The 20550-nt window shown below is 74.3% G+C and carries 19 protein-coding genes, 3 tRNA genes and 2 pseudogenes; 17 read left to right on the forward strand and 7 right to left on the reverse strand.

Annotated elements, in window-relative coordinates; translation table 11 throughout:
• Positions 1-37 precede the first annotated feature (37 nt).
• The gene (locus B085_RS0101020; RefSeq protein ID WP_018556691.1) at positions 38-1492 is read right to left on the reverse strand and encodes an FGGY family carbohydrate kinase; all 1455 of its coding nucleotides are present in this window, start codon (positions 1490-1492) and stop codon (positions 38-40) included.
• Positions 1493-1572: 80 nt separating this feature from the next.
• Positions 1573-1872 carry a hypothetical protein gene (locus tag B085_RS0101025; RefSeq protein ID WP_018556692.1) on the reverse strand — a complete coding sequence of 100 codons (300 nt, stop codon included), beginning with the start codon at positions 1870-1872 and terminating at the stop codon, positions 1573-1575.
• A gap of 177 nt (positions 1873-2049) precedes the next feature.
• Here B085_RS0101025 and B085_RS0101030 point away from each other — a divergent pair.
• The 6 genes and pseudogenes from B085_RS0101030 (at position 2050) to B085_RS40820 (ending at position 5409) form a co-directional block, all read left to right on the forward strand.
• Positions 2050-2122, forward strand: a tRNA-Asn gene (locus tag B085_RS0101030).
• Between the two features lie 14 nt (positions 2123-2136).
• Positions 2137-2209, forward strand: a tRNA-Asn gene (locus B085_RS0101035).
• A 168-nt stretch (positions 2210-2377) separates the two neighbouring features.
• A tRNA-Ile gene (locus B085_RS0101040) sits at positions 2378-2451 on the forward strand.
• Positions 2452-2834: 383 nt separating this feature from the next.
• A pseudogene (locus tag B085_RS46380) lies at positions 2835-3050 on the forward strand (alginate lyase); the annotation flags it as partial.
• Between the two features lie 227 nt (positions 3051-3277).
• Entirely contained in the window at positions 3278-3658 is a 381-nt protein-coding gene (locus B085_RS0101050; protein WP_018556694.1) for a hypothetical protein, read from the forward strand.
• Positions 3659-4180: 522 nt separating this feature from the next.
• Positions 4181-5409 (forward strand): annotated as a pseudogene (locus B085_RS40820) (cytochrome P450 family protein).
• An 18-nt stretch (positions 5410-5427) separates the two neighbouring features.
• Here the strand turns inward: B085_RS40820 and B085_RS40825 are convergent.
• Positions 5428-6087, reverse strand: coding sequence for a YoaK family protein (locus B085_RS40825; RefSeq protein WP_018556697.1), 660 nt, complete (start codon positions 6085-6087; stop codon positions 5428-5430).
• 124 nt (positions 6088-6211) lie between these two features.
• Here B085_RS40825 and B085_RS0101070 point away from each other — a divergent pair, with 124 nt between their 5' ends.
• From B085_RS0101070 to B085_RS0101100, 7 genes are all read left to right on the forward strand, one after another.
• Entirely contained in the window at positions 6212-7213 is a 1002-nt protein-coding gene (locus B085_RS0101070) for a Dyp-type peroxidase (RefSeq protein ID WP_018556698.1), read from the forward strand.
• Positions 7210-8010: a family 1 encapsulin nanocompartment shell protein gene (locus tag B085_RS0101075; RefSeq protein WP_018556699.1), complete on the forward strand. Its 801-nt coding sequence runs from the start codon at positions 7210-7212 to the stop codon at positions 8008-8010. The genes B085_RS0101070 and B085_RS0101075 overlap by 4 nt, the downstream gene beginning before the upstream one ends.
• A 43-nt stretch (positions 8011-8053) precedes the next feature.
• Complete coding sequence (locus tag B085_RS0101080) at positions 8054-8254, forward strand: hypothetical protein (protein WP_018556700.1); 201 nt, start codon at positions 8054-8056, stop codon at positions 8252-8254.
• Positions 8255-8529: 275 nt separating this feature from the next.
• Positions 8530-9435, forward strand: coding sequence for a cupin domain-containing protein (locus tag B085_RS0101085; RefSeq protein ID WP_018556701.1), 906 nt, complete (start codon positions 8530-8532; stop codon positions 9433-9435).
• A complete protein-coding gene (locus B085_RS0101090; RefSeq protein ID WP_018556702.1) occupies positions 9432-10730 on the forward strand; it encodes a beta-ketoacyl-[acyl-carrier-protein] synthase family protein in 1299 nt (432 codons plus the stop codon). The genes B085_RS0101085 and B085_RS0101090 overlap by 4 nt, the downstream gene beginning before the upstream one ends.
• On the forward strand, positions 10727-11980 hold the full coding sequence (locus B085_RS0101095) for a beta-ketoacyl synthase N-terminal-like domain-containing protein (RefSeq protein WP_018556703.1): 1254 nt from the start codon (positions 10727-10729) through the stop codon (positions 11978-11980). Before B085_RS0101090 ends, B085_RS0101095 begins: the two co-directional genes overlap by 4 nt.
• A gap of 134 nt (positions 11981-12114) precedes the next feature.
• Positions 12115-12399, forward strand: a complete 285-nt coding sequence (locus B085_RS0101100; protein WP_018556704.1) for a hypothetical protein — start codon at positions 12115-12117, stop codon at positions 12397-12399.
• Positions 12400-12529: 130 nt separating this feature from the next.
• Here the strand turns inward: B085_RS0101100 and B085_RS0101105 are convergent, their stop codons facing one another.
• Both B085_RS0101105 and B085_RS0101110 read right to left on the reverse strand, forming a co-directional pair.
• Positions 12530-12823, reverse strand: coding sequence for a hypothetical protein (locus B085_RS0101105; RefSeq protein WP_018556705.1), 294 nt, complete (start codon positions 12821-12823; stop codon positions 12530-12532).
• 62 nt (positions 12824-12885) lie between these two features.
• Positions 12886-13161 carry a chaplin gene (locus tag B085_RS0101110; protein WP_018556706.1) on the reverse strand — a complete coding sequence of 92 codons (276 nt, stop codon included), beginning with the start codon at positions 13159-13161 and terminating at the stop codon, positions 12886-12888.
• 172 nt (positions 13162-13333) lie between these two features.
• On the opposite strand from B085_RS0101110, the gene B085_RS51345 reads away from it, so the two are divergent.
• Positions 13334-14929, forward strand: coding sequence for a S8 family peptidase (locus B085_RS51345; RefSeq protein WP_078619702.1), 1596 nt, complete (start codon positions 13334-13336; stop codon positions 14927-14929).
• Positions 14930-14988: 59 nt separating this feature from the next.
• On the opposite strand, the gene B085_RS0101120 is transcribed toward B085_RS51345, so the two are convergent.
• Together B085_RS0101120 and B085_RS40835 are read right to left on the reverse strand one after the other, a co-directional pair.
• Positions 14989-15330, reverse strand: coding sequence for a chaplin (locus B085_RS0101120; protein WP_018556708.1), 342 nt, complete (start codon positions 15328-15330; stop codon positions 14989-14991).
• 561 nt (positions 15331-15891) lie between these two features.
• The gene (locus tag B085_RS40835; RefSeq protein WP_063740977.1) at positions 15892-17781 is read right to left on the reverse strand and encodes a glycosyltransferase family 2 protein; all 1890 of its coding nucleotides are present in this window, start codon (positions 17779-17781) and stop codon (positions 15892-15894) included.
• A gap of 256 nt (positions 17782-18037) precedes the next feature.
• Here B085_RS40835 and B085_RS0101130 point away from each other — a divergent pair, with 256 nt between their 5' ends.
• From B085_RS0101130 to B085_RS49025, 3 genes are all read left to right on the forward strand, one after another.
• Complete coding sequence (locus B085_RS0101130) at positions 18038-18814, forward strand: IclR family transcriptional regulator (RefSeq protein WP_018556709.1); 777 nt, start codon at positions 18038-18040, stop codon at positions 18812-18814.
• Entirely contained in the window at positions 18811-19674 is an 864-nt protein-coding gene (locus B085_RS0101135; RefSeq protein ID WP_018556710.1) for an SMP-30/gluconolactonase/LRE family protein, read from the forward strand. The genes B085_RS0101130 and B085_RS0101135 overlap by 4 nt, the downstream gene beginning before the upstream one ends.
• Positions 19675-19812: 138 nt before the next feature.
• The gene (locus B085_RS49025) at positions 19813-20523 is read left to right on the forward strand and encodes an SCO2400 family protein (RefSeq protein WP_158689628.1); all 711 of its coding nucleotides are present in this window, start codon (positions 19813-19815) and stop codon (positions 20521-20523) included.
• Positions 20524-20550 lie beyond the last annotated feature (27 nt).

Genomic DNA, 20550 nt, shown 5'->3' on the forward strand with positions numbered 1-20550 from the left:
AGGCACACGGTTTACCGGCTCATGGCCGACACCGGGATCAACCCGGGAACGCCCCCGGATGCGTCTGCTCACGCACCGACACGTACTGCTGCCGCACCGAGTGCCCGATCGGCCCGTCGTCCTCGCCCGGTTCGACCACGGCGTACTCGGCGGGGTGCCAGTACGGCGGCTGCTCCGGCGAGTCCGTGCCGTTCACCACCCCCAGCGACCACGCCGCCTGCCGGGCCGCGCCCAGTGCCGCGTACTCGCCCGGCGGGGGCACCACGAGTTGCGCGCCCAGCAGCGCCGGGGCCATCGACCGCACGGCGGGCAGGTCGCCCGCCGGGCCCAGCAGGAAGATCCGGCGCACCTCGACCCCGCGCGCCCGCAGCACGTCCAGCGCGTCCGCCAGCCCGCACAGCATCCCCTCGAACGCCGCCCGCGCCAGGTGCTCCGGCTTCATGCTCTCGCGCCGCAGTCCGTGCAGCGTCCCCGCGGTGTGCGGCAGGTCAGGCGTGCGCTCGCCCTCCAGGTAGGGGAGCAGCACCAGTCCGTACGCGCCGGGCGTGGAGCGCATCGCCAGCTCGGACAGGCCGGCCAGGTCGGTGCCGAGCAGCTCGGCGGTGCCGCGCAGCACCCGTACCGCGTTGCGGGTGTGCACCACGGGCAGGTGGCGGCCGGTCGCGTCGGCGAACGAGGTGATCATGCCGGACGGGTCGCTCAGCGCGTGGTGGTGCACCGCGAAGACCGTCCCGGCCGCGCCCAGCGACACCACGGCGTCCCCGGGGCCGACGCCCAGGCCGAGCGCGGCCGCCATGTTGTCCCCGGTGCCGGCCGAGATCAGCAGCCCCTCCGGGGTCCGGCCGGCCGGCTCGGCGGGCGCCAGCACCTCGGGCAGCTGCACCGGATGGCCGAGGGCCAGTTCCACGATGTCCGTACGCCACCGGCCGGTCGCCGCCGACCAGTAGCCCGTCCCCGAGGCGTCGCCCCGGTCGGTCGTACGCCGCTGCGGGCGGCCCATCAGTTGCCACACCAGCCAGTCGTGCGGCAGCAGCACCTGGGCCGTGCGCTGCGCCGAGGCGGGTTCGTGCCGGGCCAGCCAGCGCAGCTTCGCCACCGGGTACGCGGCCTGGGGCACCGCCCCGACCGCCTCGGCCCAGGCGCCGGGACCGCCCAGCTCCTCGGTCAGGTCGGCGGCCTGGATCTGCGCCCGCTTGTCGTTCCACAGCAGTGCGGGCCGCACCAGCGCCCCGCCGGCGTCCAGCGCCAGCATCCCGTGCTGCTGTCCGGAGACCCCGATGGCCTCCACGCCCTCCAGCATCCCGCCCTTGGCCGCCTCGCCCAGCGACAGCAGCCACGCCTCGGGGTCGACCTCGGTCGGTGTCCCGGCGCCCTCGCCGCCCGGCAGGGGGTGCGGGGCGTGCGTCTGCCGGAGCACGGCCCCGCTCCCGGTGTCGCACACGACCACCGTAGTGCCGGTGCCCGAGCTGTCGATCCCCGCCACAATCGCCATGCGGGCATCATGCCGCACCCGGCGCGTACGGCGGAAAACCGGGCACGCGCCTCAGCGCCGGGCAGTGGCGGGCAGTGGCGTCAGGTGTTGCTGGTGCCCCAGTCGTCCTCGCCGGCGGAGCCGTTGCCGCGCACCCGGCGCAGCCGCTCCGCGACCGCCGGCGGCAGCCGGTCCCCGACCTTGGCGGTGACCACGTCCACGGCCTTCACGGCCGCCCCGCGCCCCGCCTGTCCCGCGGACTCCACGCTGTTCCGCACCGCCGGGTTCTGCGCGATGCGCTGGGCGCTCTTGCGCAGCTGCTCGTACCGCTCGCGGCCGGCCCGCGCCCCGAGCACGTACCCGACGGCGACCCCGCTGATGAACGTCAGCCGGTAGCGCATGGCTCCACCCTCTCCTCGTCTCGGGGCTGTGCTTCGCGCCTACCCGCCGTGGCCTGCGGACAACCACGGAGATACCGGTTGGCGGAGCACCCCCCACCTTGCGCTAATGTATGTGTCGCAGCGAGCGCACGCCGTCCGGGATGCCGGAAACGGGTGCATTCGGTGCAAGCGGAGCGATCCCCTGTAGCTCAATTGGCAGAGCAGCCGGCTGTTAACCGGCAGGTTACTGGTTCGAGTCCAGTCGGGGGAGCTCGCGCTCCTCTATCCCCTGTAGCTCAATTGGCAGAGCAGCCGGCTGTTAACCGGCAGGTTACTGGTTCGAGTCCAGTCGGGGGAGCAGCGGTCAAGGACCCCCTCGGGGGTCCTTTTTCGTGCCCCCGGGAACCGATCACCCGGTGATCGCAGTCCACCAGGTGGTGCGTCTGTGACCCGCGAGGGCGACAGATCGTATGAGCAGCTATGCTGCGGCAGACGGCGTGCACGGGATGGTGACGGCACGCCGTACGGGGCGGTAGCTCAGCCGGTTAGAGCAGCGGACTCATAATCCGTCGGTCGTGGGTTCGAGTCCCACCCGCCCCACCGAGGGTCGCGGGCCCGCAGGTTCGGGACCCGCAGCGAGATAACGAACGAAGCCCCTCCGGGTCACCCGGAGGGGCTTCATTGTTCGTCAGCCGGGCCCCCGCCGCGCCGAGTTGCCGACGCGCCACGCCCGAGGCGCCGTCACCCCGGCGGGCTCCCGCCGGACATGGGGGAGGCCCCCGCCGCGCGGCGAGAGGGCGGGGGCCTCGGCCGTCAGCGGGGGCCGGTGCGGTGCGGTGCGGGGCGGGCGCCCGCGCGATGCAGGCCTCGGCGTCGGCGCAGAGGACCAGGATGCCGCCCGGGCCGGAGCCGGACTCGACCAGGCGGGAGACGGCGTCCTCGGTGTACGTCTGGCAGCGGGCGCAGGTGCCCGCGACGCGGTCGTCGGCTTCCTGCTGCCGGCCGCCACCGGCGCCGCACCCTGGCCCCACCCCGAGCCGGACTTCCCCGCCTACGCCGCCTCCGACGTCGTTCACGCCGCCGCCGACCGCGGTGACCGGTGGGCGCGCGCCGCGCCGGCGGACCTGGAGGCGCCCCCGGGCGGCGACCGGTGGGCACTGCGGCCGGCACCGGAGCAACTGGACGGCATCACGGGCTGAACGGGGACGCCGGGGCCCGGTTCTGCTCCGGATGCGCCATCCGGGTGACTGTGATGTGCTGGGTCTGTCGATGACGGCCCGGCACCCGCGGGTGCCCCGGGCCCCGGCTATCCCGCCCCTTCCCAGGGGGCCGGTGATCCGCGCTCCCTCGCAGGCACCGTCGTGTGCCCGGTGCCTCGGGAGCGCCGGCACCGGCCGATCCGACCACCCGACCCGAGGCGGATCCCATGGCTCTCTCGAAGAAGCTCGCCGCAGGAACGGCCGCCGCGCTCGCGGCGGGTGCCCTGGCCTTCGGCGGCACCGGTACGGCCCTGGCCGACGAGGGCTGCCACGGCGGGGACGGCCAGGGCGGTTCGCCGTCGCACTGCCTGCCCGGCGGATCGGGATGGTCCGCGGCGGACGTCCAGGAGGCGCTGCAGTCCTTCCTGCAGGCCCATCCGGACATCGCGGACGATCCCCATGTGCAGGCCCTCGCCGCACTCGCCACGCAGTGGCTGCAGGCGCATCCGGGCATGACGGCCGACCAGTTGACGGCGGCGCTGGGGCTGGTCGTCTCCTGCCTGGAGGCGGGCGGCGCACCTCGGACGTGCGTGACGCCGCCCTCCTGACAGGACCGGCGGAGCGGCCCGATGACGTCCGACAGGATCCTCGTGACCGGCGCGGCCGGGAGCGTGGGAGCGGTCGGCCACGTCCGCGCCTTCGTCCACCGGGAGGACAAGCGGGCGGCGCAACTGCGGGCCCACCGGGGCGGAGGTGTTCGCCGGCGACCTCACCAGGACCGCGGACGCCGCGCGGGCCTCGGAGGGCTGCGGCCGGATGTACTTCGGGATGGGGGTCTCGGCGCAGTACCTGCAGGCCGCCGCGACGACGGGGGCCGTGGCCCGCACGCACGGCGGCCTCGACGTCCTGGTCGACATGTCGCAGATGACGGTCTCCCAGATGGACCTCACCTTCCGGCCTGTTCTCCGCGGTGAAGGCGCTCGCCATGGTGGGCGTCGTCCTCGCCGCCGCGATCGGCTACCTCGTGGCCGCCGCCCTCCTCTCGGCGGCGCTCGGTTAGCGCCCGTCGAGGCGGCCCCCGGGGGGGCTCAGGGGACGAACCGCCGCGAGCCCGCTCCTAGGCTGGGGCCATGGCCACTTCGACCCCGCCGAACGCCGCGCCGGACGCAACCCCGCCCAGCCGGAGCCCTGTCGGCCCCGCCCAGCTGATCGCCGACCCCTACGGGGCGTACGGCAGGCTCCGCGAGGCCGGCCCCGTCCACCGCGTCACCGGCACCGACGGGCGTCCCGCCTGGGTGGTCACGCGGTACGAGGACGTGCGGCAGGCGCTCGGCGACCCGCTGCGTCCCTGGACAAGCGCAACGCCCTGCCCGGCAACTACTCCGGGTTCGCCCTGCCCCCCGCCCTCGACGCCAACCTGCTGAACATGGACCCGCCGGACCACACCCGTATCCGGCGCCTGGTGTCGCAGGCCTTCACCCCGCGCCGCGTCGCGGACCTGCGCGAACCGGTCCGCCGTACCGCCGCCGAACTCCTGGACGCCCTCGCCCCCGACGGCCGCGCGGACCTGGTCGCCGCCTATGCCGCGCCGCTGCCCATCCGGGTGATCTGCGACCTGCTCGGCGTGGCCCCCGGCGACCGCCGCGACTTCCGGGGCTGGACGGACGCCCTGGTCGCCCCGGACCCGTCGCGCCCCTCCGCGGCGAAGGAGGCGGTCGCCGCGATGCTCGCGTACTTCGGGCAGCTCATCGCGCGCAAGCGGGCCCACCCCGAGGACGACCTGCTCTCGGCGATGATCGCCGCCCGCGACGACGGCGACCGGCTCAGCGAGGACGAGCTGATGTCGCTGACCTTCCTCGTCCTGTTCGCGGGGTACGAGAACACCGTGCAGCTCATCGGCAACGCCGTCCTGGCGCTGCTGACGCACCCCGCGCAACTGGCGGCGCTGCGTGCCGAGCCGGGCAGGATCGCGGCGGCGGTCGAGGAGCTGACGCGCTGGGACGGGCCGGCGCCGCTGGCCATCCGGCGCTTCCCCCTGGAGGACGTCACCATCGGCGGCGTCACGGTCCCCGCCGGGGAGACGGTGCTGCTGTCGCTGGCCGCGGCCAACCGGGACCCCGCCCGCTTCCCCGAGCCCGACCGGCTCGACGTCGACCGGGCCGACACCGCGCACCTCGGCCTCGGGCAGGGCATCCACTACTGCCTCGGCGCGCCCCTGGCCCGGCTGGAGACCGAGGTCGCGCTCGCCGAACTGCTGGCCCGTCTGCCCGGGCTCGCCCTGGACGCCGACCCCGCGGAGCTGCGGTGGCGCGCCTCGATGCGCACCCGCGGCCTGATCGCCCTGCCGGTCCGCTTCTGAGCGGCGGTACGGGCCGGGTCACCGGCGGGCGGCGACGGTCGCCGTAGCGGCCACCGCCAGCGCGCACCCGGTGGCCGCGGCGAGCGCGGCGGGCGGTGTCACCAGGAGCACCAGCAGGCCCCCGGCGAGGGCGCCGCACACCAGGGCGGCGACGCTCAGCGCCTGGCGTACGGCGATCCGCCGGTCGTGCGCCGCGGCGCCGGTGTCGCCGATCAGGCCGACCAGGGTGCGGGTCATCACGGTCGTGGTCAGGCCGGCGATGCCGACGCGTCCGGCCATGGCGTTCTGGAGGCCCATCGCCACCGCGCAGACCACCACCAGCACGCGCCGCGGCCCGTCCAGCGCGTGCAGGACCGTCGCCGAGGCGAGCAGCGCGGTCTCGCACAGCGCGGCCGCGCTCACCAGCGCGACCGGGGGGCTCAGCCGGGAGAGCGCCGCCCGGCAGAAGAGGATGCCCACCGTGAAGCCGCCGAGGGCCGCCAGCGAGGTGACGACGGAGAACTCGGGCGCCCCGGCGAGGCCCAGGCTGACGAAGACCAGGTTGCCCGTCATGTTCGCCACGAAGACATGGCCGAGGCTGAGGATGCTCACGGCGTCGACCAGTCCGCTGAGCACGGTGAGGACCAGCAGCAGCACGGTCAGCAGGCGCCGCCGTTCCCCTTCCGGGCCACCGCTCATGTCCAGCCGCCTTCCCCAGGGGTTCGGTGCCGCTCCTGGTCAGGATGCACCGGACCGGGCCCCGGAGCAGACTTGAGCGTGTCCGCCCGGACCCGGGTGCGCCCCGACACGAAGGAGCGTGGTGATGGCGGAACCGCTGCCGCAGCCGGTGCTCAGCCCTCTCACCACGTCCGCGATCTTCCTGGTCGTGACGGTCGACCCCGGCGGGGAGAGCGCAGTCCGCGATCTGCTGGAGGACCTGTCCGGACTGCAGCGCTCGGTCGGCTTCGGCACCCCGGACGGGCGCCTCAGCTGCGTCGCGGGAGTGGGGTCGAACGTGTGGGGCCGCCTCTTCGGCGGGCCCCGCCCCGCCGAGCTGCACCCCTTCACCGAGCTGACCGGGGCCCGCCACCAGGCGCCCGCCACCCCGGGCGACCTGCTCTTCCACATCCGCGCCGGCCGGCTGGACCTGTGCTTCGCGCTGGCCTCCCTGGTGATGGACCGGCTGCGCGGCCATGTCACGGTCCGCGACGAGGTGCACGGCTTCAAGTACCGCGACATCCGCGACCTGCTGGGCTTCGTCGACGGCACCGAGAACCCGGTGGGCCCCGAGGCGACCGAGGCGGTCCTGACCGGCGACGAGGACCCGGACTTCGCGGGCGGCAGCTATGTGATCGTGCAGAAGTACGTGCACGACCTCGACGCCTGGAACGCCCTGTCCGTGGAGGCGCAGGAGCGGGTGATCGGCCGCAGCAAGCTGGGCAACGTCGAGATGGACGACGACGTCAAGCCCGCCGACTCCCACGTCGCCCTGACCACGATCGTCGAACCGGACGGCACCGAACGGCAGATCCTCCGCGACAACATGCCCTTCGGCCGCGTGGGCACCGCCGAGTTCGGGACGTACTTCATCGGCTACGCCCGGACCCCCGAGGTGACCGAGCGGATGCTGCGCAACATGTTCCTCGGCGACGGGCAGGCGAGCCACGACCGGATCCTGGACTTCTCCCGGGCCGTGACCGGCACGCTGTTCTTCGCGCCCTCCGCCGACTTCCTGGACGACCTTCCCGATCCCCCCGCCGTCGCGGCCCGCCCGGCCGCGAAGTCGCTGGGGATCGGCGACCTGAGGAAGACCGTCACATCATGAACAACCTGCACCGGGAACTCGCCCCGATCTCCGAAGCCGCCTGGGACGACCTGGAGGAGGAGGCACGGCGCACCTTCGAGCGCCATGTCGCCGCCCGCCGGATCGTCGACGTGCCCGAGGCCGCCGGGCCCGCGTTCGCCGGGGTGAACACCGGCCACCTGGACCCGGTCGAGGCGCCCCACGAGGACGTCGTCGCCCGTGTGCGCCGCGCGCAGCCGGTCGTCGAGCTGCGCGTGCCCTTCACGGTCGACCGCCGTGAGGTCGACCTCGTGGAGCGCGGCGCCCAGGACGCGGACTGGCAGCCCGTGAAGGACGCCGCCCGGCGCATCGCGTTCACCGAGGACCGGGCGGTCTTCGAGGGGTACGCGGCGGCCGGCATCACCGGCATCCGCGCGAGCGCGTCGAACCCGCCGCTGGGGCTCCCCGAGGACGTGCGGGACTACCCCGACGCCGTCAGCCAGGCCATCTCGGCGCTGCGCCTGGCCGGCGTCGGCGGCCCGTACACGCTCGCGCTGAGCGCCGACGCCTACACCGCCGTCAACGAGACCTCCCACTACGGCTACCCGGTCCACGCGCACCTCGCCCGGCTCCTCGACGGGGAGATCGTGTGGGCGCCCGCCATCGACGGGGCGTTCCTGCTCTCCACCCGCGGCGGCGACTTCGAGCTGCGGATCGGCGAGGACGTGTCCGTCGGCTACCTCTCGCACGACGACACCAGCGTGCGGCTGTACTTCCAGGAGACCCTCACCTTCCTGGTGCACACGGCGGAGGCGGCGGTCGCGCTCACGGCCGCGTGACGGGTGACGGGTGACGGGCGCCCGGCGCGGGTATTCGCCCGTTATGACCGGAAAACACAGGAAGACCTCGCTCTGGCCGCACCGCTCCCAGGTCAGGACCGGCGGCCCCGCCCGTCACGCCGCCCCGCAGGGCGACGAGGCCCCCGGCCGTGAGCGCGTCCCCGAGGACCTCCCGCGCGCGCACGCCCCGGTGGTGCCCGGCGCCCATGTGGACGGCACGGAGGCGCCCCACCACCGCGCGTGAGGGGGTGGCGCACGGGAGGCGTCGTGGTGACCGGCCCCGCGCGCCCCGCCGGCCGCGGACGCCCGGGCCGGTGCACGGGAGGCCGTGAGGGTCGCTGACGGACCCTCATGAAGTGTGCCCCCGTCCGGGTGGAGCGGGACGGGAGGGTGTGACACGTTCCGTCACCGCGGGGACCGATTGTGTGATTATTCGGCCCGCTCGGTTGGAGGTAGGACCCCCATGAAACCAGTGACGGAACGTCAGCCCGGCCACCGCGCCGCGGAGGTGCGGACCCGATGACGATGCACACCGAGAACGAGATCGTCATCGACGCACCCCTGCGGTACGTGTGGCTGCGGACCAACGACGTCGCCGGCTGGCCCACCCTCTTCAGCGAGTACGCCGAGGCCGAGATCATCTCCCGGGAGGGCGAGACCACCCGCTTCCGCCTCACCATGCACCCCGACGAGAAGGGCCGCGTCTGGTCCTGGGTGTCCGAGCGCACCGCCGACCCCGAGACCCGTACCGTGCGGGCCCGGCGGCTGGAGACCGGCCCGTTCGAGTTCATGAACATCTACTGGCAGTACGAGGAGCTCGGCCCGGAGAGCACCCGGATGCGCTGGCTGCAGGACTTCCGGATGAAGGTGGACGCGCCCGTCGACGACGAGGGCATGCGGCAGCGGATCAACAGCAACTCCCGCGTCCAGATGCAACTCGTCAAGGACCGGCTGGAGTCCCGCCGCATCCGCCCCGTCGGAACCCTGGACACCCCCGCGGACACCCGACGCGGCGGCGACATCCGCACCCTGCTGACCACCGCCTCGGTCGGTACGACGGACGGGTTCTGCGGCATGGTCACCGTCGGCCCCGGTGAGGCCGTCGCCGAGCACTACCACCCGTACTCGCAGGAGCAACTGGTCGTCGTCGAGGGGGAGGTACGGGTCGACCTCGACGGTTCGCCCCGCAGCGTCGCCGCCAACGAGGCACTGCTCGTTCCGCGCGGGGTCCGCCACCGGCTGGTGAACACCTCCGACGCCGTGGCCCGCGCCGTGTTCTTCCTGGCCCCGCTCGCGCCGCGCCCCGAGCTGGGGCACGTCGACACCGAGACCCGTGAGCAGGCCGCCGCCGTCGCCCGCGCCGCCACCGCGGCGGGCCCGGCGACGGAGGGCCCGCCGCCGGGCCGCGAACTGGTCGACCGGTGACCGCGGGCCGTACCGCGCGCAGGGTGGTGGTGACGGGCGTCGGAGCCGTCGCCGCCGGCGGCGTCGGGCGGGAGGCGTTCTGGGAGCGGATCGTCGGGGGCCGGCCGGCGATCCGCCGGATCACCCGCTTCGACCCCTCGCGGTACCGCTCGCGGATCGCCGCCGAGGCCGACTTCGACCCCCGCGCGGCCGGGCTCACCCCGCGGGAGATACGCCGCAACGGACGGTTCGCCCAGTTCGCGCTCGCCGCGGCCGCCGAGGCGCTCGCCGACAGCGGACTGCGCACGGACGCCGAGGACACCGACCGCTTCGGGGTCTGCCTCGGCACCGCCGTCGGCGCCACCTCCACCCTGGAGGACGAGTACATGGTCGCCAGCGACGGCGGCCGGCACTGGGAGGTCAGCCCCGACCACGGCATGCCCTTCCTGCACCGGGCGATGCACCCCTCCTCGGCCGCCGCCGAACTCTCGCTCCGGCACGGCCTGCACGGCCCGTCCTCGGTCGTCTCCACCGGCTGCACCTCCGGCGTCGACGCGATCGGCTGCGCCTTCCGGACGCTGAGCGACGGCGAGGCCGACGTCATGCTGGCGGGCGCGAGCGAGGCGCCCATCTCACCGGTGACGGTGGCCTGCTTCGACGCGATCCGCGCGACCACCGCCCACACCGGCGATCCCGAGCTGGCACCGGCACCCTTCGACGCCAGGCGTGACGGCTTCGTGCTCGGCGAGGGCGGCGCGGTGCTCGTGCTGGAGGAACTGGAGCACGCCCGCGCCCGGGGCGCGTCCGTCTACTGCGAGGTCCGCGGCTGGGACAACCGGACCGGCGCCTACCACATGACCGGTCTGCGCCCCGACGGCTACGACCTGAGCGAGGCGATCATCTCCGCCATGTCGGAGGCCGGCATCGCCCCCGAGCAGCTCGACTGGATCAGCGCGCACGGCTCCGGCACGGTGCAGAACGACCGCTACGAGACCGCCGCGTACAAGCGCGCCCTCGGCGAGTACGCGCGCAAGGTCCCGGTGAGCTCCGTCAAGTCCGTCATCGGCCACTGCCTCGGCGCGGCGGGCGCACTGGAGATGGCCGCCTGCGCCCTCGCCGTCCGGCGCGGGATGATCCCGCCGACCGCGAACCTGCTGCGACCCGACCCCCTGTGCGACCTCGACTACACGCCGGTCCTCGCCCGCGAACGGCGGGTGCGGCACGCGCTGTCGGTGGCCTGCGGCCTCGGCGGTTTCCAGTCGGCGATGGTCTTCTCGGCCCTGGAGCCGGACCCGGAACGGGAGGCGGAGGCATGACCACACGCGCGGTCCTCAGCGGGCTCGGGGTCGTCGCCCCCACCGGCGTCGGCGCCCGCCCCTACTGGCGGGCCACCATCGCCGGGCGCAACGGCATCCGGCCGATCGGCCGGCCCGACGCGGGCCGCTCGCCGGTCGTGCTGGCAGGGGAGGTCACCGGGTTCGACGCCGCCCACTGGATCGACGACGGACTCCGCGCCGAGACCGACCGCTGGACCTGGTTCGCCCTGGCAGCGGCCGAGATGGCGCTGGCCGACGCGATGCTGCGGCCCGCCGACCACCCCCCGTTCCACCTGTCGGTGGTCACCTCCAGCGGTTCCGGCGGCAACGAGTCCGGCCAGCGGGAGACCCACGCCCTGTGGGCCCGGCAGCCCGGCGAGACCGGCGCCCACCAGTCCATCGCCTGGTTCCACGCGGCGGGCGCCGCCCAGATCTCCATCCGGCACGGGCTGACCGGCGGCTGCGGGGTGGTCGCCGCGGACGGCGCGGGCGGTCTCGACGCGCTCAAGCACGCCTGGCGGCTGCTGCGGCGCGGCGGGAAGGCCGTGATCGTCGGCGGCACCGAGGCGCCGCTGTCGCCCTTCGCGCTCGCCTGCCAGTCGACCCTGCCCACGGTGCACCGCGGCACCGATCCCGAACGGGCCTATCTGCCCTTCAGCCCGCACGCCTCGGGGTTCGTGCCCGGGGAGGGCGGCGCCCTGATGGTTCTGGAGGAGAGGGCGCACGCCGCGGAGCGCGGGGTACGCGGCTACGCCGAACTGCTGGGCCACGCCGCCACACACGACGCCCACCACCATACGGCGCCCGCGGCCGACGGCGTCCAGCTCGCCCGGGCCGTCACCACGGCCCTGGAGCAGGCCGGCCGCGCCCCCGGGGACGTGGACGTGGTCTTCGCCGACGGCGCCGGCGACCCGGCCGGGGACGCGGCCGAGGCGGCGGCGCTCCGCCGGGTCTTCGGCGACCGGCTGGGGGAGATCCCGGTGACGGTGCCCAAGGCCGGCGTGGGCCGGCTGACCTCCGGCGCGGGCGCCCTGGACGCGGTGACCGCCGCCCTCGCCCTGCGCACCGGGGTCGTCCCGCCCACCCGCGGCGGCGACGCGCGGGCCGCCCGCGAGCGGTACGGCGTCCGCCTCGTCACCCGCTGGACGCGGCCGGAGCGGCTGACCACGGCCGTGGTCCTCGCCCGGGGGACGGGCGGGTTCAACAGCGCCGTCGTCCTGGGGTCGTTGGACGCGGACTCCTCGTATTAGCGGCGCGCCATACGGCCTGGGAGTGAATGCGGGAAAACCTGGAGCAACGCCCGTCACGTCCACCCGGTGGGGGGCGTTGCTCCAGGTGTCGGCGTCCGGAGGACGTCGTTGAACTCCCAGAGGAGAAACTCCCCATGCTGAAGAAGGCTCTCGCCTGCGCTTCACTCGCCGTCGCGGCCGCCGGCGCCGTCGTCCCCGCCGCCGTGGCCTCCGACACCTCGGGCGGGAACTACTCGCAGAACGTCAACCTGATCCCGCACCCCTGCCTGGACGTGAAGCGCATCAACGCCCTCAACCCGCTGGCGATCGATCTGCTGACCGAGACCAGCGGCCAGCAGTGCAACGAGAAGTCGAAGGTCGTCGACGCGCACAAGTCGGCGCTCTCCGATCTCATCGACGCCGGTGCCTACCAGAACTGACGGACCGGGCGCACACAGGGCCCGGCCCCACGGAACTCCGTGGGGCCGGGCCCTTTTGCCGTGCGTGCGAGCAGAAGCAGCGGCGGCCGCCCCCGTGCATCGGGGACGGCCGCCGTGGATCCCGCCCGGATCAGTTCTGGTACGCGCCGACGTCGGCGAGGTCGGACAGCGCCGACTTGTGCGCGTCCACCACGCTGGACTTCTCGTTGCACTGCTGGCCGCTGGTCTCGGTCAGCGCGTCGAGCGCGACTGGGTTGAGGGCGTTGATGCGCTTCACGTCCAGGCAGAGGTGCGGCAGGACGTTGACGTTCTGCGAGTAGTTCCCACCGTGGACGTCGGAGGCCTGGGCGGTCGGCGCGAGGGCCGCGGCGCTGCCGGTCGCGGCCACCGCCAGGGTGGCGCAGGCGAGTGCCTTCTTCAGCATGTTGCGGAGCTCCAGAATGAGGTGCGGACGGATGGCGGGGCGCCCGGGGGCGGGCGCCGCCGTCAGACGTTGAAGCAGGCGTTGCCGGCCGTGAAGTTCAGCAGCGCACCGGCGTTGATGCCGTTGCCGCAGATGTTGACCGGGACGTTGACCGGGAGCTGGATGACGTTGCCGCTGAGCACACCCGGGGAGCCGATGGCCGCACCCTCGGCCGAGGCACCGCCGCGGTCGTAGTGGCGGTCCTTGCCGCCGTCGCTGGCGAGGGCGCCGCCCGCACTCCCCATCACCGCGACACCGGCCGCGACGGTCAGCACTGCGGCCTTCGAGAGACGCTTCACGAGCTCTTCCTTTCCTTGGTCACTGATGTGCGGTCTGGTCAACGACGCGTACGTCGGGGCGGATGCGAAGCATCACCCGAACAGCCGCCGGAACCGGGCAGCCGGGATGGTGAGCTGATAACCAGAAACCTGGGGGGCCGTCAGATCGTCTACCGGTCAAGGAGCTCCGCGGATGCGAACCTCTCTGCGGCGGACCGCCTCCGCCGCCCTGATGACTGCTCTTCCCGCCCTCGCCCTGGCGGCTCCCCTCCCGAGCGCTGCGGAACCACGGCCCGGTCCTCCCGGGGCGATTCCGGACCAGTACATCGTGACCCTGGACCACGGCACCGCGCCGCACACCGTTCTCGACGGGCTGGGCGTGCGGCCGCTCTTCACCTACCGGCACGCGCTGGCCGGCTTCGCCGCCCGGCTCACTCCGGCCCAGGTGCAGCGGGTACGCGCCGCGCCCGGCGTGGACGAGGTGGAGCAGGACGCGGTGGTCGCCATCCCGCTCGGCGAGGACGCCCCCGCGGACAGCGACCTGGAACCCCCCTACCCCGGCGACGTCCCGGGTGAGCCGACTGGCCCCGTCGACTTCCCCCAGGACACCGCCGCGCCCGGGGTGCCCATGCCGGCGGGGCCGGGGCCGGGGCCGGACGGCCGGTCGCCGGAGCAGGCCCCCGAACGGCTCCCCGAGCAGCCGATGCCGGGAGCGTCCGGTCCGGACCCGGCGGTGTCGGGTCCGGCGGCGCCGGATCTGACGGTGCCGTACCAGGCGGAACCGGAACCCGCCGCGCCCGGGCAGTCCTCGCAGGATCCCGCGGCGCCGGGGGAGTCCCTCGCGCCGCGGCCCGGCACCAAGCCGGTGCCGGTTCCCTTGCCGCAGACCGTCCCCGGCCCGGCCACGCCCTCGGCACCGGTGCCGGACTCCTCCGGACCCCGGTCGAAGGGGCTGCGAGGCCTGGGCGGGTTCACGCCCTGGGGCCTGACCCGGATCAACAACCGGGCCCTCGGGGGCTCCGGCTTCGAGGTGCGGGCCACCGGCGCCAAGGTCACCTCGTACATCGTCGACAGCGGCATCGAGTTCTCGCACCCGGACTTCGGCGGCCGTGCCGTGCCCGGGTACGACGCGATCGGCGACGGACTGGACGGCGGGGACTGCAACGGCCACGGCACCCATGTGGCGGGCGTCGTCGGCGGCGGCTACACCGGTGTCGCCCGCAAGACGACGCTGGTGTCGGTGCGGGTCTTCCCCTGCGTCGGGCGGACCTCGAACTCCGCGGTGATCGCGGGCGTCGACTGGGTCGCCGGGCACGCGAGGAGGCCCGCCGTGGCGAACCTGTCGCTGTCGGGGCGCTGGTCGCAGGCGGCCAACCGGGCCGTCGAGGGTCTGGCCAAGGCCGGGGTGTTCCCGGTGGCCGCGGCGGGGAACGACAACCTCAACGCGTGCTTCGTCTCGCCGGCGAGCTCGCGGACGGCCTTCACCGTCGGGGCGATCGACCAGGAGGACCGCCGCGCCTGGTTCAGCAACTGGGGCACCTGCGTCGACATCCACGCACCGGGCACGGGCATCCTGTCGGCGTACCTCAACGGGAGTTTCCGCGACATGGACGGCACATCGATGGCCGCCCCGCACGTCACCGGGATCGCCGCCCTGTACAAGGACACCCACGGTGACGCGTCCTTCGAGGCGCTCAGCGCGTGGCTCACCGGCCACGCCGTCCGCAACGTGCCCATCGACGGCGGCTACGGCACCGCGCGGCTGTCGGCCTACACGAACGGCCTGTGACATGGCGGGGCCGCCGGAGGAGGTGCCCTCCGGCGGCCCCGGGAGATGCGGCGGGAGCGTCAGCCGTTGATGCAGACGTTGCCCGCGGTCGGGTTGAGCAGACCGATCGCGTTGAGGCCGTTGCCGCAGACGTTGATCGGGACGTTGATCGGCACCTGGATGACGTTGCCGCTCAGGATGCCGGGGGAGCCGACGGCGATGGCACGGGCGTTGGCGCCGCTGCGGCGGTTGCCGTAGCCGTAGCCGTCGTAGCCGTAGCTCTTGCCGTAGCCCTTGCCGTAGCCGTGGCCGCCGCCCTTGCCGCCGCCGTCGTATCCGCCGGCGAGGGCGGTGGTGGCGGAACCGAGGACGAGGGCACCGGTGGCGACAGTCAGGGCGACAGCCTTGGAGAAACGCTTCACTTGTGTTCCTTTCGGACTGGAGGGGACCAAAGGTCGTGATCTGATCAACGACCCGATTTGTCCATGGATGCGCATGATCACCCGAATAGTCGTACCGGATTCGGATACCGCATGACGATTCGTCAGTTCCCGGAACCCGGGACGACCGTTCGGCGCACGAGAAGCGGCGCCCTCGGTCGCGGATGTGACGGTGGGGCACATGTCTCTTGCCGGGAGCGCACATGCTCGACGACCCGGCGCACGCACCGTACGCGTCGTGGCCGCACTGGCCGGCGCGGTGGTGCTGCCGTCACCGGGGTGGGCCGCGGGGCCGCCCTGGCGCTGGCCCGCCCCGGCCCTGGCCACGTGGAGCCCGTCGCCGTCCGCCCCGGCATCCGCCCCGGTTTCCGCCCCGCCATCCGCCCCTGTTCCGGTGAACGCCCGCTTCGGCGGGCGTCCCCGCCGCATCGGCCTCGGGCGGGCCGTCATCCCCCGCCGGGCCCGCCGGGAAGGACGCGGGAAGCAGTCGAGGACGGCCGCCCGGTGGCGGCCGTCCTCGCTTCTCCGGTCCTCCCGCGTCCCTCAGCGCCGCGCCAAGTGGCGTCGTACCGCCGCGATCCGGGTGGCGGCGCGCTGCCTGGGCGCGCGGTGCCGGCCCCGGCCGGCCGGGGTCCTCCGTGCGGCCAGCGCGCCCGCCACCCGGCGCCGCAGCACACTGCACCGCCAGACCAGCAGCGGGACGAGGGCGGTCAGCAGTGCGATCGCCGCCCAGGTGCGCATCGCCGCGTGGGTGTGGCCGAGGGGGACCGAGGCGAGCAGCGAACCGGCGAACACGGCCGCCCACAGCAGGTGGGCACGGAAGGTGGCGAGCCGGTCGGGGCGGGCCGGGTCGGCCGTGGCCGCCGTGCCCGGCGTGCGCATCAGCGGTGCCGTCACGAGGGCGAGCACGTAGAGCGGGGCGGCCACCGCGGACATCACCGTCCCGGCGACCCCGAAGGAGCCCTTGGGCTTGTGGGGGCTGACGTTGCGTCCGCGGTTGCCCAGGCAGAGGGCGATCCGGAACGCCACGGCCGTGCCGTGGAGCGTCAGCCACACCGCGGGGTCGACGGCGGCCAGGGAAGCGCCGAACCCGAGGAACAGGACGCAGGCGAGTGCGGTGAGGAGCCAGCCGAGGCCGGCCAGGGGGTAGTGGGCGGCCGTCAGCGTGTAGGTGAGGAGGCTGCCGGGACGCAGCTTCCACGGGGCCTTCCAGAACCGGCGCAGGACCGCCTCGCAGGTGCCGTGGCTCCGGCGCCGCTGCTGGTCGAAGAAGCCGGACCAGGAGGACGGCCCCTCGCCGACGGCCACCACGTCCGGGGTGTGCACCGAGCGCCACTTGCGGCCCGTGGCGGGGTTGCGGCGGCCGTGGATCTCCAGCCCGGTGGCCAGATCGCCGGCGGCGGAGTCGGACAGCCCGCCGGCCTGTCGCAGCGCCGAGACGCGGACGACGTTGGTGGTGCCGCTGAACAGGGCGGAGCCGTAGCGGTTGGCGGCCCGCTGGGCGGACGCGTCGACGAGGGACCGGTGGCTCTCGGCGGCCCTCGCCACGGCCGTGCCGCGGGTGCCGTGGCCGCCGTGGACCTGCGGGCCGACGACGAAGGCGACGTCCGGGTCGCGGAAGTAACCGAGCGTCCGCTCCAGGTAGTTGGGGAGCGGCACCCGGCCGGTGCCGACCGAGGCCGTGAACTCGTAGTCGTCGCCGTGGGCGTCGAGCCAGGCGTTGTGGCCGCCGTGCCGGGCACCCGCGCGGAAGGCGCCCTCGGGCAGGTTCCAGCGTTCGACACCCTTGCGGGTGAAGTGCCGTACGCCCATCGCCTCGCAGAGCCGCCGGATCTCCGGGTCGTCGTCCTCGTCCAGCAGCCACACGTCGACGGGTCCGTCGTGCCGGACGCGCACCGCGCCCTCCAGGGTGGCCCGCACCCGCACCAGGGACTCCTCGCCCGGTGCGGCGGAGGCCAGCAGGGCGACCCGCGTGCCCGTTGCCGGGGCGACCGGGACCGGGTCGCGGGCGACCAGGGTGGCGTGGGCGTGGGACACGACGGCGACCAGCCGGAAGAGTGCGACGAGGCCGAGGCAGACCAGCAACGCGACGTCCGCGACGTGCGCCCACAGCGGCACGGCCTCACGGGTCGCCCAGTGGCGGGGCTGCAGGAGCCAGACCAGGACGCCCAGCGAGGCCAGGGGCGCGGCGGTGAGCAGCAGCCAGGTGCGCACCCGGTGCCCTTCGCGGGACATCAGGCTGCGGTACCTGACCCGGTACAGCACCCCCGGTCGCGGCGGGTCGTTGAGGGGCCCGGCGAGCGTGCCGTGGCGTGCGTAGTCGTGGCGGCGGGCGGTGTCCGGGTGCGGGCCCGGGTCCATGCCCGGCCGGTCGCCCTCCCCGGTGGCCGGGGAGGGGACGAGCCCGCCGGGCCGGGCGGGTGTCTTGCGCATGCTGCTGGGCGTGATCGTCACGGCGACCCCGTAGGAGGAGAGAGGTGAAGGAATCACCGAACAGTGGGGAAAGGGTGCAAATCACCTGATGGGCACTGAGAAAGTAGCAAACGGCCCTAGAGTTGTCTGACAAGACGACAATCGGCGTGGCGCGGTGCGCGCCCATTGCCCGCTACGACCTGGCGCGGATACGCTGCGTTCGCGATACCGATCGTTATACGGAATTTCGAACAGGCGCCGGAGAGAGCGAGCAGAGATGGGACGTCTCGTACCCGCCGTGACCAGAGCCCTGGACATCCTGGAGCTCTTCCTCGAAGGCGACGGCTCGATGTCCGCGCCCGAGATCACCCGCAGGCTGGGGCTGCCGCGCACCACCGTGCACGAGCTGGTGACGACCCTCGCGGCGCGCAACTACCTGGTCTCGCAGCCCGGTCAGGCGGGCCGCTACCGGCTCGGCGTGCGCACCTATCAGCTCGGCAGCCGCTACGCCGAGCAGCTGGACCTCGCCGCCGAGGGCCAGCAGGTGGCCCGTTCGGTCGCGGAGACCTGCGACGAGACGGTGCACGTGGCCGTCCTGGAGGGCACCGACGTCATCTACATCGCCAAGGTGGACAGCACCCACGCGGTGCGGATGGTGTCGGCGGCCGGGCGGCGGCTGCCCGCGCACTGCACCTCCGTCGGCAAGATGCTGCTGGCCTCGCTGCCCCCCGACGACCTCGACGAACGCCTGTCCGGGGACGGGCCGCTGCCCGCGATGACCGAGCACAGCATCACCTCGGCGGGCGAACTGCGACGGCAGCTCGACGCGGTGCGCGAGCGCGGCGTCGCCGTCGAGCGGCGCGAGTCCAACCCCGACGTCTCCTGCGTCGCCGCCCCGGTCCGGGACTCGGTGGGGCGGGTGGTGGCCGCGCTCAGCATCTCGGTGCCGATGATCCGCTGGAGCGAGGAGCGCCGGGCCGAGCTGGAGGAACTGGCCGCCAAGGGCGCCGCCGAGCTGTCCGAGCGCCTCGGCCACCGGGACGGTGCGCGGTGAACGGGGTGGAACTCGCCCTGAAGGCCGAGGCGCGGCTCGGCGAGGGTCCCACCTGGGACCCGGTCGGCGCGCGGTTGCTGTGGGTGGACATCCTCGCCTCCCGGGTGCACTGGTACGACCCGGCCGGCGGCGGCGAGTCCGTGATGGCGACCGGGCAGCACGTGGGCGCGGCCAAGCCGCGCGCGGCCGGCGGCGTGGTCGTCAACCTGCGCGACGGCGTGGGGCTGTACGACGCGGACGGCGCCTTCCGCTGGCTGCACCACGACCCCGTCCCCGGACGGCGGGCCAACGACGCGGCCGTGGACGCCGCCGGCACCCTGTGGGCGGGCACCATGCGCTACGACGAGGCGCCCGGCGGCGGGACCCTGCGCCGGGTCGGCCCGGACGGCGCGGTCGTGCCGGTGCTGGACGACGTGACCGTCAGCAACGGCACCGACTGGAGTCCCGACGGCTCCCTCATGTACTACGTGGACAGCCCGACCCGGCGCGTCGACGTGTTCGACGTCGACCGGGACACCGGACTCGTACGCGGGCGGCGGCCGTTCGCGGTCGTCGAGGAGGAGGCGGGCCTCCCGGACGGGCTCACCGTGGACGCCGAGGGCTGCGTCTGGGTGGCCCTGTGGGACGGGGCGGCCGTCCGCCGCTACACCCCGCGGGGAGACCTGGACCGGGTCGTGGAGGTGCCGGTACGGCGGCCCACGGCCTGCGCCTTCGGCGGCCCGTCCCTGACGGATCTCTACATCACCTCCGCGAGCACGGGCCTTGACGCCCGGGAGCTGGCGGAGCGGCCCCTGTCGGGATCGCTGCTGGTGGTGCCGGGAGCCGGGCAGGGGATGCCCGATGTGCCGTTCGGTGGTTGATTCCGTGGTGGTTCGGGGCTGATTCGGGGCTGATCGGCGCCCTAAACCCGCATGTCCCGGGTTTCACAGAGGTTTCACGGGATCGACGGGCAACTCATATGTACGTCGTATCGGTGCGTCCCATACCCTGCCAGGGCAATGGACTACTGCGCAGCCTGCCGACGGCACATCAACGGCGCCCTGTCTTGCCCGGGGTGCGGAACGCCCGCCCACCAACTCGGTGCGCAGGGGCCTGCCGACGCGCCCGCGCAAGCATCCGCGACCGACGGCGAGAACGCCGCCGCCGAGAGCGGTCGCGCCGAACGACGCAAGGGCGCGGGGCGGGGCCCCGCGGAGGGCGCCCCGCGCCGCTCCGGCAGCCGGGCCCGCACCCGCCGCGTCCGTAACCGCCGCCGCTCGCGGCTGGTGGTCGGCACCCTGGTGGGCGCCGCCATCGTGCTCGTCGGCTGGAGCGTGGCGGAACTCCCGCTCGCCGGCTATGTGACGGGCGCGAACTCGGCCGCCGCGGACCACACGCAAACCGACGGCGCCTCCCCGAGCGCGACCTCCTCGCCCGGCGGCAAGACCTCCGGGGACCCGAAGGCGCCCGACTCGGACGCCTCGGCGTCCGCGAGCGCGAGCACCTCCGCGTCGCCCAGCGTCTCGGAGAGCGCCAAGAAGTCGCCGTCCCCCAAGGTCTCCGTCTCCGCCACGGCCAGTCACTCGTCCGCCGGCTCCGGGTCCACGGCCCCCGCCGGCGGCGCCCCCACGGCCTCGGCCCCGCCGCAGTCCGCCCCGGCCTCGCAACCCGCCACGCACACGCCGAAGCCGACACCCTCCTGCACCCGTTTCCTGTGGTGGTGCACCTGACGGGCAGCCGCCCGTCATCCCGGCGCC

It is taken from the genome of Streptomyces sp. BoleA5 (assembly GCF_000373665.1).
Taxonomy (GTDB): Bacteria; Actinomycetota; Actinomycetes; order Streptomycetales; family Streptomycetaceae; genus Actinacidiphila.